Source organism: Paractinoplanes rhizophilus, assembly GCF_042664765.1.
In the GTDB taxonomy this organism is placed as follows: domain Bacteria; phylum Actinomycetota; class Actinomycetes; order Mycobacteriales; family Micromonosporaceae; genus Actinoplanes; species Actinoplanes rhizophilus.
The window spans coordinates 66,980-84,689 of record NZ_JBHTBJ010000021.1; the positions used below are offsets into that span (position 1 = coordinate 66,980).

Annotated in this window: 11 protein-coding genes; 10 read left to right on the forward strand and 1 reads right to left on the reverse strand. The window is 72.9% G+C overall.

Annotation, left to right across the window (positions count from 1 at the left end; genetic code table 11):
• Window positions 1-47: 47 nt before the first annotated feature.
• Window positions 48-1,334, reverse strand: a complete 1,287-nt coding sequence (locus tag ACFQS1_RS25295; protein WP_378972742.1) for an MFS transporter — start codon at window positions 1,332-1,334, stop codon at window positions 48-50.
• A 121-nt stretch (window positions 1,335-1,455) separates the two neighbouring features.
• Between ACFQS1_RS25295 and ACFQS1_RS25300 the strand changes: the two genes are divergently transcribed.
• From ACFQS1_RS25300 to ACFQS1_RS25345, 10 genes are all read left to right on the forward strand, one after another.
• The gene (locus ACFQS1_RS25300; RefSeq protein WP_378972744.1) at window positions 1,456-1,626 is read left to right on the forward strand and encodes a lysine biosynthesis protein LysW; all 171 of its coding nucleotides are present in this window, start codon (window positions 1,456-1,458) and stop codon (window positions 1,624-1,626) included.
• Window positions 1,623-2,642 (forward strand): N-acetyl-gamma-glutamyl-phosphate reductase, encoded by a 1,020-nt coding sequence (gene argC / locus ACFQS1_RS25305; protein ID WP_378972746.1) that lies wholly within the window; start codon window positions 1,623-1,625, stop codon window positions 2,640-2,642. The genes ACFQS1_RS25300 and argC overlap by 4 nt, the downstream gene beginning before the upstream one ends.
• Window positions 2,643-2,668: 26 nt before the next feature.
• Window positions 2,669-3,505, forward strand: a complete 837-nt coding sequence (locus tag ACFQS1_RS25310) for a [LysW]-aminoadipate kinase (RefSeq protein WP_378972748.1) — start codon at window positions 2,669-2,671, stop codon at window positions 3,503-3,505.
• 25 nt (window positions 3,506-3,530) lie between these two features.
• Window positions 3,531-6,875, forward strand: a complete 3,345-nt coding sequence (locus ACFQS1_RS25315) for a non-ribosomal peptide synthetase (RefSeq protein ID WP_378972751.1) — start codon at window positions 3,531-3,533, stop codon at window positions 6,873-6,875.
• Between the two features lies 1 nt (window position 6,876).
• The gene (locus ACFQS1_RS25320; RefSeq protein WP_378972753.1) at window positions 6,877-10,158 is read left to right on the forward strand and encodes an amino acid adenylation domain-containing protein; all 3,282 of its coding nucleotides are present in this window, start codon (window positions 6,877-6,879) and stop codon (window positions 10,156-10,158) included.
• Entirely contained in the window at window positions 10,155-13,979 is a 3,825-nt protein-coding gene (locus ACFQS1_RS25325; protein WP_378972756.1) for a non-ribosomal peptide synthetase, read from the forward strand. Before ACFQS1_RS25320 ends, ACFQS1_RS25325 begins: the two co-directional genes overlap by 4 nt.
• Complete coding sequence (locus ACFQS1_RS25330; RefSeq protein ID WP_378972758.1) at window positions 13,972-15,132, forward strand: acyl-CoA dehydrogenase family protein; 1,161 nt, start codon at window positions 13,972-13,974, stop codon at window positions 15,130-15,132. Before ACFQS1_RS25325 ends, ACFQS1_RS25330 begins: the two co-directional genes overlap by 8 nt.
• On the forward strand, window positions 15,129-16,031 hold the full coding sequence (locus ACFQS1_RS25335; RefSeq protein ID WP_378972760.1) for an acyl-CoA dehydrogenase family protein: 903 nt from the start codon (window positions 15,129-15,131) through the stop codon (window positions 16,029-16,031). The genes ACFQS1_RS25330 and ACFQS1_RS25335 overlap by 4 nt, the downstream gene beginning before the upstream one ends.
• Window positions 16,032-16,302: 271 nt before the next feature.
• Entirely contained in the window at window positions 16,303-16,653 is a 351-nt protein-coding gene (locus ACFQS1_RS25340) for a winged helix-turn-helix transcriptional regulator (RefSeq protein ID WP_378972763.1), read from the forward strand.
• A 69-nt stretch (window positions 16,654-16,722) separates the two neighbouring features.
• Complete coding sequence (locus ACFQS1_RS25345; RefSeq protein ID WP_378972765.1) at window positions 16,723-17,679, forward strand: aldo/keto reductase; 957 nt, start codon at window positions 16,723-16,725, stop codon at window positions 17,677-17,679.
• The last annotated feature ends 31 nt before the right edge of the window (window positions 17,680-17,710 follow it).

The window sequence follows — 17,710 nt, forward strand, 5'->3', positions numbered from 1 at the left end:
CCGCGGCGTGCGGGCCATCCGCGGCGTGCGGGCCATCCGCGGCGCAGCTATCCGGTGGGCAGGGTCCGCAGGCGGCGGAACGACGAGGTCAGCACCAGCGGCAGGACCGAGGCGAGGAGCCCGAAGGGGGCGATCCACATCGTTGTGCGGGCGCCCAGCGCCGTGACGAGGACGCCCCCGAGGGCCGCCCCGATCGGCACGGCGCCAGCGTTCATCATCCGGTAGCCCGCGCCGACCCGGGCCATCAGCTCGTCGGGGGTGTGGCTCTGCCGGATGGTGGCGACCAGGACGTTCGCCGCACCCGTTCCCGCCCCGCCGATGAGGAACGTCAGCCCGAACACGACCAGCAACGCCGTACGGCCGCCGTGCCCGGCCGGCAGCAGCGGGTAGGCGAGGCTCTCCACCAGGGCCGCGGTCACCATCGCCGGCCCGTAGCCGAGCCGGCGCCCGATCCGCGCACCGCTCAGCGCGCCCACCAGGCCGCCGACACCGCCGACGGTGACGACCAGGCCGAACGCGCCCGGACCGAGGCCGACCGTGTTCAGCGCGTACACCAGGAATGCCACCTCGATCAGCTGGAACGAGGCGTTGTAGATCGCGGCGTGCAGCGCGACCGCCCGGATCGGCCCGATCCGGAACAGCGCGGCCAGGCCCTCCCACGCCTCGGCGAACGGCCGGCGCGGCCGGCGCTCGGCAACCGGCTCGCGGAACCGTATCCGCGCGATCGTCACGAACGACACCAGGTACGACAGGGCGTCGGCGAGCAGCGCCGAGGCCGCACCGAACGCGTTGACCAGCAGGCCCGCGATGCCCGGCCCGGCCAGGAACGCGGTCGAGTAGCCGGTCTGGATGAGACTGTTCGCCGCGCCCAGCCGGTCGCGGCCGACCAGCGACGGCAGATAGGCCGCGTAGGCGAGGTCGAACACCACCGCGAAGAAGCCGCCGAGCAACGCCACCACGAGCAGCTGGTTCATCGTCAGCAGGTGCAGCCAGGCGACCGCGGGGATGGAGAACACCAGCAGCGTCCGGGCGGCGTTCGCCACCATCATCGCGCCGCGCCGCGGCCGGCGGTCCAGGTAGACCCCGACGGCCAGCGGCAGCACGAAGTACGGCAGCGTGAACAGCGTCTTCAGCAGGCCGATCTGGCCGCCGTCGGCGCCGAGCACCAGGACCGCGGCGACCGGCAGCGCGAACAGCGTGATCTGCGATCCGAGTTGCGACACGGTCTCGGCGCAGAGCAGGGCGACGAAGTCCCGGTTGCGCCAGAGCGACGGCGGTGTCGGTGAGGTTCCCGACGCCTCGGCGGCGTTGTCGTGCGCGAGTGTCTGTGCCATGCGTCGATCCCACTCCGCGAGCGCGTCCGGGCACAGTCGGTGGTTTCCCGGACTGGTTGGTGCCGTGCGCCGGGCCGCAAGGTGAACCCGGCCGAATCACCGACCGAGAAGGAGTGCTGTCATGGCGATGGAGTTGTGTCCGAGCTGCCGCGGTCAAGTGGTGGTGGACGGGTCCGCCCGGGCCAGCGAGATCGTCGAGTGCCCCGAGTGCGGTAGCGTCCTGGAACTGGTCTCGACCAACCCGTTTGCCCTCGCGCTGGCTCCCGACGTCGCGGAGGACTGGGGCGAGTGACGACCGTCGCGGTGGTCGGCGGATCCGGCTACATCGGGGGCGAGCTGCTGCGCCTGCTGCTCGGGCATCCCGAGGTCGAGCTGGCCGCGGTGACCTCGACCCGGCTCGCCGGCCGCCGGATCGACACCACTCATCCCAACCTGCGTGGCCACACCGACCTCAAGTTCGTCGAGCCGGACGCCCTGGACAAGTACGACGCCGTCTTCCTGGCCGTCGCGCATCGGACCGCGATGCGGATGGTGCCCGGCATGGTGGCGCGGGCCGGCTGCCTGGTCGACCTCAGCGCCGACTTCCGGCTGCGTGACTCCGGCGTCTACCAGCGGTACTACGACACCGAGCACGAGGCGCCGCAACTGCTCGACGGGTTCACGCCCGGCTGGCCCGAGCGGTACCGCGAGCAGTTGCGCGAGGCGGACCGGATCAGCGTGCCCGGCTGCACGGCCATGGCCGGCATGCTGGCGCTCTACCCGCTCGCCGCCGAGGGCCTGGTCGAGCCGGACGTGACAGTGGACGCGCGAACCGGATCCAGCGGATCCGGCGCGGCGGCCGGCAACGTCAACCTGCACGCCGAGCGGAGCGGCGCCATGCGCGTCTTCGCGCCGCTGCGGCACCGGCACGAGGCCGAGATCGCCCAGGCCACCGGGCTGCGGGTGCGGATGAGCGCCACCGGCGTCGAGGCGGTCCGGGGCGTGCAGGTGTATTGCCGGGCCACCGCCAAGGACAACGCCGACGAGAGCACGGTGCGTCAGGCGTACCGGCGGCACTACGGCGACGAGCCGTTCGTCCGGGTGGTGGCGTACCGCAGCGGCGGCTACCGCTACCCCGAGCCCAAAATCCTTTCCGGCTCGAACTACTGCGACGTCGGGTTCGCCGCCGAACCCGGCCAGGTCGTCGCCATCGCCGCCCTCGACAACCTGGTGAAGGGGGGCGCCGGCAACGCCGTGCAGTGTCTCAACATCCGCCGGGGCTGGCCCGAGACGACCGGTCTCGGCTTCCCCGGCTTGCATCCCGTCTGACCACCGCTGCGATCGCGAGGAGAACCGTGCTCACCGTCATCAAGTGCGGCGGCGGCGCCGGGCAGGACCCGGTCCACGTCAGTCCCGACGTCGCGGCGCTGACCGCTCGCGGCGACCGGGTCCTGGTCCTGCACGGCGGTTCGGCCTCCGTCGACCACCTCGCCGGCCGGCTCGGCGTGCCGCAGCGGCGCTTGTGCACGCCGTCGGGCACGTCCAGCCGCTACACCGACCCGGCCACCCTCGAGGTGCTGCTGCTGGCTCTCGCCGGGCAGGTCAAGCCGATGCTCCTGGCCGACCTGCACCGGCACGGCGTCGCCGCGATCGGTCTGACCGGCATCGACGTGGGCGTGCTGCAGGCCCGGCGCCGCTCGGTGCACACAGCCGAGCTTGACGGCCGCCGGGTGGTCGTGCGCGACGACCAGACGGGCACGCTCACCGCCGTGCGCACCGGCCCGCTGCACGCGCTGATGGACGCCGGGCTCGTGCCGGTGCTGTCGCCGCCCGCGATCGCCGAGGACGGCCTGCCGGTCAACGTCGACGCCGACCGGGCCGCCGCGGCCGTGGCGGTCGCGCTCGGCGCCGAGAACCTGATCTTCCTGACCGGCGCACCCGGGCTCCTCGCCGATCCGGACGACGAGACCACCGTCCTGGCCGAGCACCGGCTCACCGACGGTGGCAGCAGGATCGCCGGCGGCATGGCCGTGAAACTCAAGGCGGCCGAGGTGGCCCTGCGCGGCGGCGTCGGGCAGGTGCTGATCGCCGACGGCCGGGTGCAAGGGCCGGTGCTCCGCGCCCTCGGCGGCCTGAGCACCCGGCTGCGGCTCGACCCACCGGCGGTCCCCATCGCCACCACCGCCATCTGATGACACAAGCCGGAAGGAAGCCGCGATGACCGAGCTACGCCGCCAGGATCGGGTGGCCAATCTCTCCGACGCCCGCCGGGCCCTGCTGCAGCTGCAGCTGCGCGAGTCCCGCGAGGCGAAGGCCGCCCGGGAGCGGATTCGACGCGTGCCGCGTACCGGAAGACTCCCGTTGTCCTTTGCGCAGCAGCGGCTGTGGTTCCTCGACCAGTTCGCGCCCGGCCTGCCCGTTTACAACTCGCCGCTGCCGCTGCGGCTGCGCGGCCCGCTGCGGCCCGACGTCCTCGGGCGGGCGCTGACCCGGCTCGTGCAGCGGCACGAGATCATGCGGACCCGGTATCTGGCCGAGAACGGCGTGCCGTACCAGGTGATCGACGAGGCGCCGGACGAGGTGCCGATGCGGCTGATCGACCTGTCCGGCCAGGACGACCGCGAGCAGCGGATGCTCGAGCTCGTCCGGGCGGAGGCACGCCGGCCGTTCGACCTCGGCACCGACCCGTCGCTGCGGGCCAGCCTGGTCCGGCTCGGCGCCGACGACCATGTCGTGATGCTCGGCCTGCACCACATCACCACCGACGGCTGGTCGACCGGCATCCTCGCCGCCGAGCTCGTGCGGCTGTACCTGGCGTTCGCCGCCGGCGCTCCAGATCCGCTGCCCGAGCTGGCGGTCCAGTACGCCGACTACGCCTGCTGGCAGCGCGAGATGCTCACCGGCGACGAGAAGGACAAGCACCTGGCCTACTGGACGCAGCGCCTGCACGACGCCCCCGAGCTGGACTTCCCGTCGGACCGGGCCCGCCCGGCCGCACCGAGCTGGAGCGGGTCGATCGTCGGGGCCACGCTCCCCGAGCAGTTGCGCGCCGACCTGACCGCCCTCGCGCGCGGCGAGCAGGCGACCCTGCTGGCTGTGCTCCTCGCCGGGTTCACCGCCGTGCTCAACCGGTACACCGCCCAGGACGACCTGGTCATCGGGTCGGTGTTCAGCGGCCGGACCCGTTCCGAGATCGAGCCGCTGATCGGTTTCTTCTCCAACTCGCTGGTTCTGCGCACGGACCTGTCCGGCGATCCCACGTTCCGGCAGCTGCTCGGCCGGGTCAACGAGAACGTGCTCGGCGCCCACTTCCACCAGGAGCTGCCGTTCGGCACCCTGGTCGAGGCGCTGCGCCCGGACCGCGACCCGAGCCGCAACCCGCTGTTCCAGATCTCGTTCACGCTGCAGAACACCCAGGCCGAGTCGCTGTCGCTGGGTGACGTGCAGGTCGACTTCGTGCCGCTCACCGTCGGCACCGCCCGGTTCGACCTGGCGTTCCAGCTGACCGAGGTGGCCGGCAAGGGCTTCACCGTGTGGATCGAATACTCCACCGAGCTGTTCGACGAGGCCCGGATGCGGCGGCTGATCCGCCACTACGAGACACTGCTCGCCGCCGCCGTGCGCGAGCCGGACACTCCGCTGTCGCGGCTCGCGCTGCTGGACGACGCCGAGCTCGCCCAGGTCGTCGGCGCCTGGAACGACACGACGACCGCGTACGACACCGCGGACCTGTGCCTGCACCAGATGTTCGAGCGCCAGGTGGACGCCCGGCCCGACCATCCCGCGTCGCGGTTCGAGGGCGCCGAGCTCAGCTACCGCGACCTCGACGTACGCGCCAACCGGCTCGCCCACCACCTGCGCGCTCTCGGCAGCGGCCCCGACCGCGTGATCGGCCTGCTGGTCGAGCGTGGCTTCGGGGTGCCCACCGGCCAGCTCGGCATCCTCAAATCCGGCGGCGCGTACCTGCCGCTCGACCCGACCTACCCCGACAACCGGATCGCGTATCAGCTGCGGGACGCGGCGTGCACGGTCGTGGTCACCACCCGGGACCTGCGCGACCGGCTGCCCGAGGGAGTCACGGCGGTGTGCCTGGACGATCCGGCGACCGCCGCCGCGCTGCGGGCGCTGCCCGCCGGGCGGCCCGAGACGCCGGCCACGCCGGGCAACCTCGCCTATCTGATCTACACGTCCGGGTCGACCGGCCGGCCCAAAGGCGTCCTCGTCGAGCATCGCAGCGCCGTGAATTTCACCACCCTGATCACCGAGCTGTTCGGGGTGGCGCCGGACTACCGGGTGCTGCAGTTCGCCAACCCGGCGTTCGACGTGAGCGTCTTCGAGATCTACAGCGCGCTCTGCGGCGGCGGCACCCTCGTCGGCGCACCGCGCGAGGTCCTGCACGACCCGGGCCGTCTCGCCGGGCTGCTGCGCGACGAGCGGATCACGATGGCCGACATCCCGCCCAGCGTCCTCGCCCTGATGGACGGCGCGAGCTTCCCCGACCTCCGAGTGCTCTTCGTCGGGCTCGAACCGTACCCGGGCGACCTGGTCAACTCGTGGAACGTGGAGTACCGGCAATTCCACAACGGGTACGGCCCGACCGAGGCGACCGTCGCGTGCATCAACTACCACTGTCCGCACGAACCACTGACGGACAGCCCGCCGATCGGCGTGAACCTGCCCAACTACACCGCGTACGTCCTGGACCGCTCCGGCAACCCGGTGCCCGTCGGTGTCCCCGGCGAGCTGTACGTCGGCGGCGCCGGCGTGGCGCGCGGCTACCTGAACGCGCCCGGGCTGACCGCGCGTAAGTTCGTGCCCGACCCGTTCGGCACGAGCCCCGGCGCCCGCCTTTACCGCACCGGCGACCTGGCGACGTGGCGGGACGACGGCAACCTGGTCTTCCTCGGCCGCGTCGACGCCCAGGTGAAGATCCGCGGCCTGCGGGTCGAACCGAGCGAGATCGAGCACGTGCTGACCGCCCACCCGGCCGTGCAGCAGGCGGTCGTCGTCGCGCACACCGGCGAGGACGGCGCGGTCGCCCTCGTCGCCTACGTCGTCGCGGCGCCCGGCGGCACGCCGGACGTGGAGAGCGTCCGCGCGCATCTCGCGGCCGAACTGCCGGCGTACATGATCCCCAGTGTCTACGTGCCGCTGACCGCCCTGCCGCTGAGCGCCAGCGGCAAGCTCGACAGGTCCCGGCTGCCCGCACCGGCCGCCGCCGCACCGGTCGCCGAGTTCGTCGCGCCCTCCACCCCGACCGAGGTCACCCTCGCCGAGATCTGGCACGCGCTGATCGGCGCGGACCGCATCGGCGTGCACGACAACTTCTTCAGCCTCGGCGGCAACTCGCTGCAGGCCACCCAGCTGGTCTCGCGGGTCCGGGACGCTTTCTCGGTCACCCTCGACCTGCGGACGCTGTTCACCAACGCCACCATCGCCGGCCTGGCCGGCCTGATCGAGGAACAGGAGCTCGCCGACGTCAGCGAGGAGGAGCTCCTCGCTCTGCTGTCCAACGTGGAGCAGCTGCCCGAGGACGAGGCCCAGAAGCGGTTGGAGCACTGACATGACCGACGCGCGCGAGCGAATCGCCCAGCTCTCGCCGGAACGGCAGGCGCTGCTGCGCCGGCGGCTTCAGCTGGCCCGCGAGGCACGGATCGAGGCCGCCCGCATCCCGCGGGCCGACCGGGGCGGACCGCTGCCGCTCTCCTTCGGCCAGCAGCGCCTGTGGTTCCTCGACCAGCTCGCGCCCGGCCTGCCCACCTACAAGTCGCCGTGGGTGCTGCGGCTGCACACGCTGCTGGACGTGCCTCGCCTGCAGGCGGCCCTCACCGCGCTCGTCGCCCGGCACGAGATCCTGCGCACCCGGTACCTCGCCGAAGACGGTCTGCCCTACCAGGTGATCGACCCGCCGCCGGACCTCCTGCCGCTCGCCTGCACCGATCTGTCCGCGGCACCCGCCGAGGAGCGCGAGGCGCTGATGCGGGCGTACGTGCTCGCCGAGCTGCGCCGGCCCGCCGACCTCGCCGCCGGACCGGCCGCCCGGGCCCTGCTGTACCGCCTGGCCGACGACGACCACGTGGTCATGCTCGACATGCACCACATCAGCACCGACGGCTGGTCGGTCGCCGTCCTGGCCCGCGAGCTGCTCACCCTCTACCAAGGCGCCGCCCTGCCGCCGCTCGGCATCCAGTACGCCGACTTCGCGTCCTGGCAGCGCGCCCGGCTCGGCACCGACGACATGCGGGAGCTGATCGGCTACTGGACGGACCGCCTCGACGGCCTGCCCGCTCTCGACTTCCCGTCCGACCGGCCGAGGCCCGCCCAGCGCACCTGGGGCGGCGCCACCCTGTTCCGCACCCTGCCGGCCGCGCTGCGCGAGCAGGCCGACACACTCGCCAGGGCCAACGGCTGGACTCCGCTCACGGTGTGGCTGGCCGGGCTGAACGCGCTGCTGGCCCGCTACACCGGGCAGGACGACATCGTCGTCGGGTCCATCTTCAGCGGCCGCGTCCGCCCTGAGCTGGAACCGCTGCTCGGCTGCTTCGCCAACACTCTCGTGCTGCGCACCGCCCTCGACGGCCACCCGTCCTTCGCCGATGTGCTGGCCCGCACCCATGAGACGCTGCTCGGCGCGCACGAGCACCAGGACGCGCCGTTCGACCAGGTCGTCGACGCGCTCAAGCCGGACCGGGACTCCGGCCGCAACCCGCTGTTCGACATCTGCGTCGTCTATCAGGGCGCCGCCGCGGCGGCGCCCGGCGGCCCGATCCGCGTCGAGAGTGTGCCGCTGACCTCCAGCACCTCCCGCTTCGATCTCGCCATGTACCTTGCCGTCACCGCGCAGGGCGAGCTGTCGGTCAGTTTCGAGTACTCCACCGAGCTGTTCGACGAGGCCCGGATCGCGGCGTTCACCGACCACTTCGAGCGGCTGATGACCGCCCTGCTCGCCGACCCCGGGCGATGCGCCGGGGACGTGGACCTGCTGACCGATCGGGAGCGCCACGACCACCTCGTCACCTGGAACGACACCGGCGCCGACCATGGCACGGCGGATCGCTGCCTGCACGACCTGGTCACCGGCGCCGCGGACACGGTCGCGGCCCGCTTCGAGGGCACCGACCTCACGTACGGCGACCTGCGCGCCTGTGCGGCCGGGCTCGCCCACGTGCTGCACGACGCCGGTATCGGGCCCGACGACCGGGTCGGGGTGCTGGTCGATCGGTCGCTGCACCTGCCGGTCGCGTTGCTCGGGGTGCTCACCGCCGGTGCCGCCTACGTGCCGCTCGACCCGACGCACCCGCCGGCCCGCACCGCCCTGGTCCTGGACGATTCCGCATGCCGGGCCGTCGTGGCCACGCGCGACCTCGCCGGGCTGCTGCCGCCCGCGGTGACACCGATCTGGGTCGAGCAGGTGGCGCCCGCCGAGGCGCCGCCCGCCGTCGCCACGCACCCAGGGAACCTCGCGTACGTCGTCTACACCTCCGGCTCGACCGGCCGGCCCAAAGGCGTCGCCGTCTCGCACGCCGCCGCCGTCAACTACGCGGGCAGCGTCGGCCGGATGTTCGCCATCCGGCCGGGGGAGCGGGTGCTGCAGTTCTCCAATCCGTGCTTCGACGTGAGCGTGCTGGACATCTTCGGCGCGCTCTGCCACGGCGCCACCTTGGTGCTCGCCCCCCGGTCCACGTTGGTCGACCCGGATGCCCTCGCCGCCTTCCTGCGCACCGAGCACATCACGGTGGCCGCCGTCGCCCCCGCGATGCTGGCCGTCACCGAACCCGGCGACCTGCCCCACCTGCGCGTCGTCTCCGCGGCCGGCGAGGCGTACCCGGCCGCGGTGGTCGACCGCTGGAGCGCCCCGCACCGTGTGTTCCACAACGGCTACGGCCCCACCGAGGTCACCGTGATCTGCGTCGACCACGAGTGCGCGCCCTCCGCCGAGGCGCCCCCGATCGGCCGGCCGATGCCCAACCACCGCGCCTACGTCCTCGACCGCGGGGGCCGCCTCGCCCCGGTGGGCGTGCCGGGTGAGCTGCTCGTCGGCGGCGCCGGCGTGGCCCGCGGCTATCTCGGGCGGCCGGGACCGACCGCCCAGAAGTTCACACCCGACCCGTTCGGGCCGCCCGGCGGGCGGCTCTACCACACCGGTGACCTGGTCGTCCGTGCCGCCGACGGGGTGCTGCGCTACCTCGGCCGGCTCGACGACCAGGTGAAGATCCGCGGCTTCCGGGTCGAGCCGGGAGAGGTCACCACCGCGCTCGCCGCGCACCCGGGCGTGGCGGCGGCGCTGGTCGTCGCCCGCGACGACGGCGACGGCCTGCGCCTGGTCGCCTACCTGGTCCCGGCCGGCGACCCCCCGGCCGTCGAGGAGCTGCGCGCGCACCTCGGGGCGACGCTGCCGCCGTATCTGATCCCGGCCGCGTTCGTGGTCCTGAGCGAGCTGCCGCTCACCCCGAACGGCAAGATCGACCGCAAGGCGCTGCCCGCCCCGGACCAGAGCCGCCCCGACCTGGACGTCGCCTACGTCGCACCGCGCACCGACATCGAACGCCGCCTCCACGACATCTGGGCCGGCGTCCTGCGCCTGGACCGGCTCGGCGTCGACGACAACTTCTTCGCTCTCGGCGGCAATTCGCTGCAGGCCACCCAGCTCGTGTCGCGGATACGCGCGGCGTTCGACTCCGAGCTGGACCTGCGCACGTTCTTCGGCAACCCGTCGATCGCCGCGCTCGCCGCCCTCGCCGAGGCGCAGCGGGAAAAGGCCGACGAGGACGCCCTGGCCATGCTGGCCGAGATCGGCGACCTCACCGACGACGAGGTCGCCGCCCTGCTCGCGGAGGAGTCATGACCGCGGAACAGCAGATCGCCGCGCTGTCGCCGGCGCGGCAGGAGCTGATCCGCCGCCGCCTCGCCGCCGCGCGCGCCAGCAAGGCGATCCCGGCCGCGGACCGCACCGGCCGCCTCCCACTGTCCCACGCCCAGCAGCGCCTCTGGTTCCTCGACCAGCTCGACCCCGGCCTACCCACCTACAAGCTGCCGTGGGCGCTGCGCATCCGCACCGCGATCGACCCCGGCCGCCTGCGCGCGGCCTTGACCCGGCTGGTCACCCGGCACGAGATCCTGCGCACCCGCTACCTGGCCGACGATGGCGCGCCTTACCAGGTCGTCGACCCGCCGCCGGACGACGTGCCGCTCGCCGTCGCCGAGATCGACGAGGCCGAGCTCGCGAAGCACGTCACGGACCGGACCCGCCACCCGGTCGACCTGGCCGCCGGACCGGCCCTCACCGCCACCCTGTTCCGGCTCGCCCCCGACGACCACGTCGTGCTGCTCGACCTGCACCACATCAGCACCGATGGCTGGTCGACGTCGATCCTGATGCGAGAGCTGCTCACCCTCTACCGGGGCGGCACCCTGGCACCGCTGCCCATCCAGTACGCCGACTTCGCCGTGTGGCAGCGAGAACAGGTCAACGGCGAAGATCTCGAGAACCAACTGCGTTATTGGCGTACGCGCCTGAAAGACCTACCCACGCTCCAGTTCCCCGCCGACCGCTCCCGTCCCGCACAGCGCTCGTGGGCCGGGGCGACCGACGCGTTCACCTTCGCGTCCGCCCTGCGCGAGAACGTCGAACGTCTCGCCCGGGCGGCCCGGTGCACCCCGATGACGGTCTGGCTCGCCGGCTTCCAGGCGCTGCTGGCGCGGTACTGCGCCCAGGACGACATCGTCATCGGGTCGGTGTTCAGCGGCCGGACGTATGCCGAGCTGGAACCCCTCATCGGCCTGTTCGCCAACACGCTCGTGCTGCGCACCGATCTCGGGGGCGACCCCACCTTCCGCGAGCTCCTGGCCCGTACGGCGGACACCCTGCTCGGCGCCCACCAGCACCAGAACGTCCCTTTCGACCGCGTCGTCGACGCCCTCGCCCCGCCGCGCGAGTCCGGCCGCAACCCGCTGTTCCAGGTGTGCCTGGTCTACCAGGACTTCGCCGCGGCCGCGGCGGCAGCCGACGGCGGGCCGGTGACCGAGTCCGTGCCGGCCGGCTCGGGCACGTCCCGCTTCGACCTGGTGCTGTATCTCGGGCCGCGCGCCGATGGTGGGCAGGGCGGGTTCGCCGAGTACTCCACCGAGCTCTACGACCAAGCCCGGATCGGCCGGTTCGTGCGTCATCTGGAGACGCTGCTCTCGGAGCTGGTCGCCGATCCGGACGCGCCGATCAGCCGGGCGCAGCTGCCGGACGAGACCCGGGCGGCCGGGTGGAACGACACGGCGGTGACCTATCCGACGGCCGGGTCCACGCTGCCCGAGCTGGTCGCGCGGACCGGCGTGGCGGCCCGCTTCGAGGGCGCGGAGCTGACATACGAGCAGCTGCACGCGGCCGCCGACCGGGTCGCCGGTGCGTTGCGGGCGCGCGGGATCGGGCCCGAGGACGTGGTCGGGGTGCTGCTCGAGCGGTCGCTGGACCTGCCGGTCGCGCTGCTCGGCGTGCTCAAGTCGGGTGCGGCGTATCTGCCGCTCGACCCGGCTCATCCCGACGCGCGCATCGCGTTCCAGGTGCGCGACGCCGGTTGCCGTCTGGTGCTGACGAACGGCCGGGACGCGGCGCGGGTGCCCGTGACAGCGCTGACGCTGGCGGACTGCTCCGGCGGCGGGGCGGGGGTTACCGCCGTACCGGAGAATGCCGCCTACGTCATTTACACCTCCGGGTCGACGGGCCGCCCCAAAGGGGTGGTGGTCGCGCACGTCAACGCCGTCAACTACGTCACCACCGCCGGCCGGATGTTCGCGATCACGCCGGGCGACCGGGTCCTGCAGTTCTCCAACCCGTGCTTCGACGTGAGCGTGCTCGACATCTTCGGCGCGCTCTGCCACGGCGCCACCCTGATCCTCGGCTCGCGCGAGACGTTGCGCGACCCGGTCGCCCTGCACGGCCTGCTGCGCCGCGAGCGGGTCACCGTCGCCGCGATCGCCCCGGCCATGCTCGCCGTTCTCGATCCCGGCGACCTGCCCGATCTGCGGGTCGTGTCGGCCGCCGGCGAGGCGTTCCCGGCCGAGGTGGTCAACCGCTGGAGCGCACCGGACCGCGTGTTCCACAACGGCTACGGGCCGACCGAGACCACGGTGATCTGCGTCGACCACGAGTGCGCGCCCTCCGCCGAGCCGCCGCCGATCGGACGACCGCTGCCCAACCAGCGCGCCTACGTCGTCGACCGGCAGGGACGCCCGGCGCCAGTGGGCGTGCCGGGCGAGCTGCTCGTCGGCGGCACCGGGGTGGCCCGCGGCTACCTGGGCCGGCCCGCGCTCACCGCGCAGCGCTTCGTGCCCGACCCGTTCGGCCCGCCCGGCGCACGCCTTTACCGAACCGGCGACTTGGCCCGGTGGACCGACGGCGGCGTGCTGCGCTACCTGGGCCGCCTCGACGACCAGGTGAAGATCCGCGGCTACCGGGTCGAGCCCGGCGAGGTGACCAGCGTGCTCGCCGCCCTGCCCGGAGTCGCCGCGGGGGTCGTGGTGGCCCGTGACGACGGCGCCGGCCCCCGCCTGGTGGCCTACTACGTCCCGTCCGGAGTCGCGCTGGACCCGGCCCGGCTGCGCGAGCAGTTGGGGGCCGCCCTGCCCGACTATCTGATTCCGGCCGCGTTCGTCGCTCTGGACGGGCTGCCGGTCGGCACGTCGGGCAAGGTGGACCGCAAAGCGCTGCCCGCGCCGCATGTCTCGCGCTCGAGCGCGGCGCCCGGGTACGTCGCGCCGCGGACGCCCGCCGAGCGCGCCCTGGCCGAGGTGTGGCGCGGCGTCCTCGGCATCGACCGCATCGGGGTGCACGACGATTTCTTCGTCCTCGGCGGCGACTCGCTGCTGAGCATCCGGATGGTCGCCCGCGCGCGGACCACCCTCGGCCTGACGCTGCAGGTCCGGGACGTCTTCGCCCGCCCGACCGTCGCCGGGCTGGCGGCCGGGACCACGCGTGCCGGCGGGACGCCCTTGGTGCCGCTCAAGACCGGCGGCAGCGGGCCGCCGCTGTTCTGCGTGCACGCCGCCGGCGGGTCGGTCGCGCCCTACCTGCCGCTCGCCGCGGTGCTGGACAGCCCGGTCTACGGCCTGGAGTCACCCGGCCTCGACGGCACCACACCGCCGCTGACCGAGATGCGGGAAATGGCGCGGGTCTACCTCGACGCGATCCGGGACGTCGCGCCGGACGGGCCGTACCGGCTGGCCGGGTGGTCCCTCGGCGGTGCCGTCGCGTACGAGATGGCCTGCCGCCTGCAGGCCGAGGGCACTCCGCCCGAGCTGGTGGTCATGCTCGACACCGGCGACCCGCCGCAGCTGGCCCGGCCGCCCGCGGACCCGGACATCCACGCCCTGTTCCGGCGTGACCTCGCCGGCCTGACCGGCGTGGCAGCGGACGCGGACGTGCCCGACGAACTGCGACCCCAGCTGGACGAACGGCTGCGCGTCTTCGCCGCCAACATGCGCGCCGCCGCGGTGTGGCAGCCGTCCGTCTACACCGGACCGGTCACCCTCGCGGTCACCGGCGACCGCCCGGCCGCCTGGCCACAGGCCCGTGCGCTGACCCGCGTCGCCGTGCCGGGCGACCACTTCACCATGCTCCGGCCGCCGCACCTCGACGCGGTCGCGCCCCTACTGCGATCGAGGATCTCCGATGGATGACGCACTCACCCCGGACCAGGAGCGCTTCCGCGCCGGCGTCCGGGCGCTGCTGGCCGAACCGCGCGTGCGCAAGGCGGTCGACGAGCTCGCCCATTACGCCCCGCGCGAGGAACCCGCCGCCCTCGACGTGTACCGGTGGCTCGGCGAGCGCGGCTGGCTCGCCCCGAACTGGCCGGTCGAGTACGGCGGGATCGGCGCCGGGGTGGTCGAGTCCGCGATCGTCACCGAGGAGATGGCGCTGGCCGGGCTGCCGGACGACGCGCACGTGCTCTCCATCGACATCGTCGGTCTCTTCCTGCTGATGGTCGGCACTGCCGAGCAGAAGGTGAAGTACCTGCCGCCGCTGGCCCGCGGCGAGTCCATCGCGACCGTGCTCTACACCGAACCGCACTGCGGCTCCGACCTCGCCGCGCTGCGGACCCGCGCCGAACCGGACGGGCCCGGTGCCTGGCGGCTCTACGGCACCAAGATCTACAACCAGAAGTCGCAGTTCGGGGACTACGCGCTCTGCGCCGCCCGGACCACCGAGTCCGAGGTCCGCTTCCACGGCATCACCCTGTTCCTGGTTCCGCTGCGCTCGCCCGGCGTGACCGTCGCCCCGGTGTGGAGCATGGAGAACAACCGCTTCAACGAGGTCGTCCTCGACGGCATCCGGCTCACGGGCGAGCACGTCGTCGGCGAGCTCGACGACGGCTGGGACCTGATGAACCGGATGCTGCTGCTCGAACGCACCGGCATCGACTTCCAGGCCAAGATCCGATTCTGGTACGACCGGATAGCCGCCCACGGCACCCGGACCGGCCGCCTCGCCGACCCCGTGTTGCGCGCGCAGGCCGCTGACCTGGACGCCCGGCTGAGCGCCGCACGCGCCCTCGCCTGGCAGCAGGTCGCCAACCTCGCGGCCGGCAAACCCGATCCTGTCGCCTCCGCCGCGAGCAAGTGGTACGCCACCGAGCAGGCCCGGGCCGTGGCCCGCTTCGGCTTCGAGGTCACCGGACTGCCGGGCGTGCTGAGCGCCTGGGACGGCGACGCGCCGATGGACGGCTGGCTGGAGGCGACCTACCGCGTCGCGCCCACACTCACCCTCGCCTCGGGCACCTCCGAGATCATGCTCCACCTCATCGCGTCGACCGGCCTGGAGCTGTTCTCATGATCGACGAGCTGTTCACCCCCGACCTGCTGCCCACGCTGCGCCGCCTCGGCGAGCGGCCGCTCGGCGCCGACGACGTGGACCCGGCCGAGACCGCCGCCCGCGAGAACGTACGCCAGGTGATGAACGACCTCGGCGTCCCGGCTCTCACCGGGACCGGCCTGCTCGCTGTCGCCGAAACGCTCGGTCGCGCGCTGTACCGCTGCCCGGTCCTGGAAACCGCGACGGCCGCCGAGCTCGTCGCCGCCGGCGGGGACCCGCTCGGCCTGCTGCCCGGCCTGCGCGACGGGTCGGTCACGGCGGTCCTCGTCACCGACCCGCAGTTGGTCCCGTACGCGGCCGACGCCGACTGGTTCATGATCGGCGACGACCTGATCGCCCGGGACCGCGCCCGGCTGCGCCGGCGCGACGACATCAGCCGAGGCGACCTGTACGCCGTCACGCCGGCCAGCCCGCCCGCGGCGACCCTGACCCTCACCGGCGCCGACCGGACCGCCGCGCTGACCGGCAGCCGGGGCCGCCAGGCCGCCTATCTGTGCGGCATGTCCCGCGGAGCCCTGGAGCTCACCGTCGGCTACACCCGCAGCCGTACTCAGTTCGGGCAGCCGGTGTCCCGCTTCCAGGCGCCCGCGTTCCGCCTCGCCGCCCTCTACGCCCGGATCGAGGCGACCGCCGCCCTGATCGCCCGCGCTCGCGACCTCGCCGACGCCACCCGCGCCCTGCTGCTCGCCGCCGAGCTGGCCCGCGACACCAGCGCCGAGGCGATACAGTTGCACGGCGCCCACGGCATGACCGAACGCGCCGACGCCCAGCTGTTCTACCGCCATGCCGCCATGGAGGCGATCCGCCTGGGCACCCAGACCGGCCTGCGCGCCGAACTGGCGGCGATGATCCTCGGATAGGCGCTTGCCTCGCGCCGCTCGTCCGCCCTCGTCCTGCCCGAGACGGCTCTAATACTGGCCTCAGGTTGCTCGGGGAGCACGGGCGGCAAAAGCATCGCCGACTTCGTGCTGCCAACCGTGATAACCAGGGCGGCACCGGCAATCAAGGCCCTGCGTATGGCGATGCGGACCGGTGTCGGCTTAACGTCAGGTTTGTTCCGGCCGTCGATGGAGGTGTGTTCGGTGAGGTGCGTTGTCGTGGCTGTGCCGCCGGCCGTACGGGTGTTCGCGCGTGGCTAGGCACGACGTGTTCCTCGCCGACTGTCCCGCGCGTACGACGCTGGCTCTGGTTGCCGACACGTGGTCGGTCGTCGTGGTGTTCGGATTGGGACGCGGGCCGCAGCGCTACAGCGTCCTGCGTGACCGGATCGGCGGGATCAGCAACAAGATGCTGACCCAGACGTTGCGCAAGCTGGAGAGCAACAATCTGGTGGAACGCCGGGCCCTGCCGACCGCGCCGGCCGGCACGGAATATCGGCTGACCACCCTCGGGCAGAGCCTGCTCGGCCCGGTGTCCGTGCTCGCTCGGTGGGCCGAGGAGCATGCCGACGACCTCGGTGATGGTGGGGGCGACGGCGGGTAGGGAACCGGTTGGTGCCCTGCGTCCCCCTAGCGTTGCGGTCATGGGAAACGTGACGGGGTGGGGCCACCCATGGTGATGATCGGCAGTAGCGACCTGGACGTGTCACCGCTGTGCTTGGGCGGCAATCCGTTCGGCTGGACGGCGGACGAGGCGACGTCGTTCGCCGTGCTGGACGCGTACGCCGAAGCCGGTGGAAATTTCATCGACACCGCGGACATGTACACCTTCCGCGCGGCCGGCAACAGCGGTGGCGAGTCGGAGACCATCATCGGCCGGTGGATGAAGGCACGCGGTTGCCGGGACCGGATGGTGATCGCGACCAAGGTCGGCGCGCTGCCCGGTCTCGACAACCTGAAGGCCGAGACGATCCGCCGGGCCGTCGAGGGTTCGCTGCGCCGGCTGCAGGTGGACCATATCGATCTGTACTACGCCCACGTCGACGACCCCGGCACCCCGCTGGCCGAGACCCTTGGCGCGTTCGACGCACTGGTGCGCGCCGGGACGGTTCGGCACATCGCGGCGTCCAACTTCGCCGCGGACCGGCTAGGGGCATCGCTGGAAACATCGGCCCGGGACGGTTTGGCCGCTTACGTCGCGCTGCAGGCGGAATACAACCTGGTACAGCGCGAGGGCTACGAACACAGCCTGGCGCCCACCGTGGCCCGTACCGGACTGGTCTGCCTGCCATACGTCGCCCTGGCACGCGGTTTCCTGACCGGGAAATACCGTCCGGGCGGGCCTCGGGTGGACAGTCCCCGCGCCGGTCAAGCCCAGGCGCATCTGACCAGCGCGGGCTTGCACGTGTTGGCGGCGTTGGACGAGGTAGCCGCCGCCCATCGCACCACGCCGGCCGCGGTCGCGCTGGCCTGGCTGGCCGCGCAACCCACCGTCGCGACTCCGATCGCGGGAGCCCGCAACCCCGCCCAACTCGCCGACCTGCTCCCGTTCCTGACGCTGCGTCTCACCGCGGACGACTTCGCCTTGCTGAACAAGGCAAGCGCCGGCCGAGCGAACAGTCCTACCTGACGGACGGCCGCTCGGCCGGGCTGGAACGGCG

Excerpts from the sequence above, each read along its gene's own strand:
- ACFQS1_RS25320 (WP_378972753.1), top strand. The coding sequence starts at position 6,877 with ATGACCGACGCGCGCGAGCGAATCGCCCAGCTCTCGCCGGAACGGCAG.
- ACFQS1_RS25335 (WP_378972760.1), top strand. The coding sequence starts at position 15,129 with ATGATCGACGAGCTGTTCACCCCCGACCTGCTGCCCACGCTGCGCCGC.
- ACFQS1_RS25325 (WP_378972756.1), top strand. The coding sequence starts at position 10,155 with ATGACCGCGGAACAGCAGATCGCCGCGCTGTCGCCGGCGCGGCAGGAG.
- ACFQS1_RS25345 (WP_378972765.1), top strand. The coding sequence starts at position 16,723 with ATGGTGATGATCGGCAGTAGCGACCTGGACGTGTCACCGCTGTGCTTG.
- ACFQS1_RS25295 (WP_378972742.1), bottom strand. The coding sequence starts at position 1,334 with ATGGCACAGACACTCGCGCACGACAACGCCGCCGAGGCGTCGGGAACC.
- ACFQS1_RS25330 (WP_378972758.1), top strand. The coding sequence starts at position 13,972 with ATGGATGACGCACTCACCCCGGACCAGGAGCGCTTCCGCGCCGGCGTC.
- ACFQS1_RS25300 (WP_378972744.1), top strand. The coding sequence starts at position 1,456 with ATGGCGATGGAGTTGTGTCCGAGCTGCCGCGGTCAAGTGGTGGTGGAC.
- ACFQS1_RS25315 (WP_378972751.1), top strand. The coding sequence starts at position 3,531 with ATGACCGAGCTACGCCGCCAGGATCGGGTGGCCAATCTCTCCGACGCC.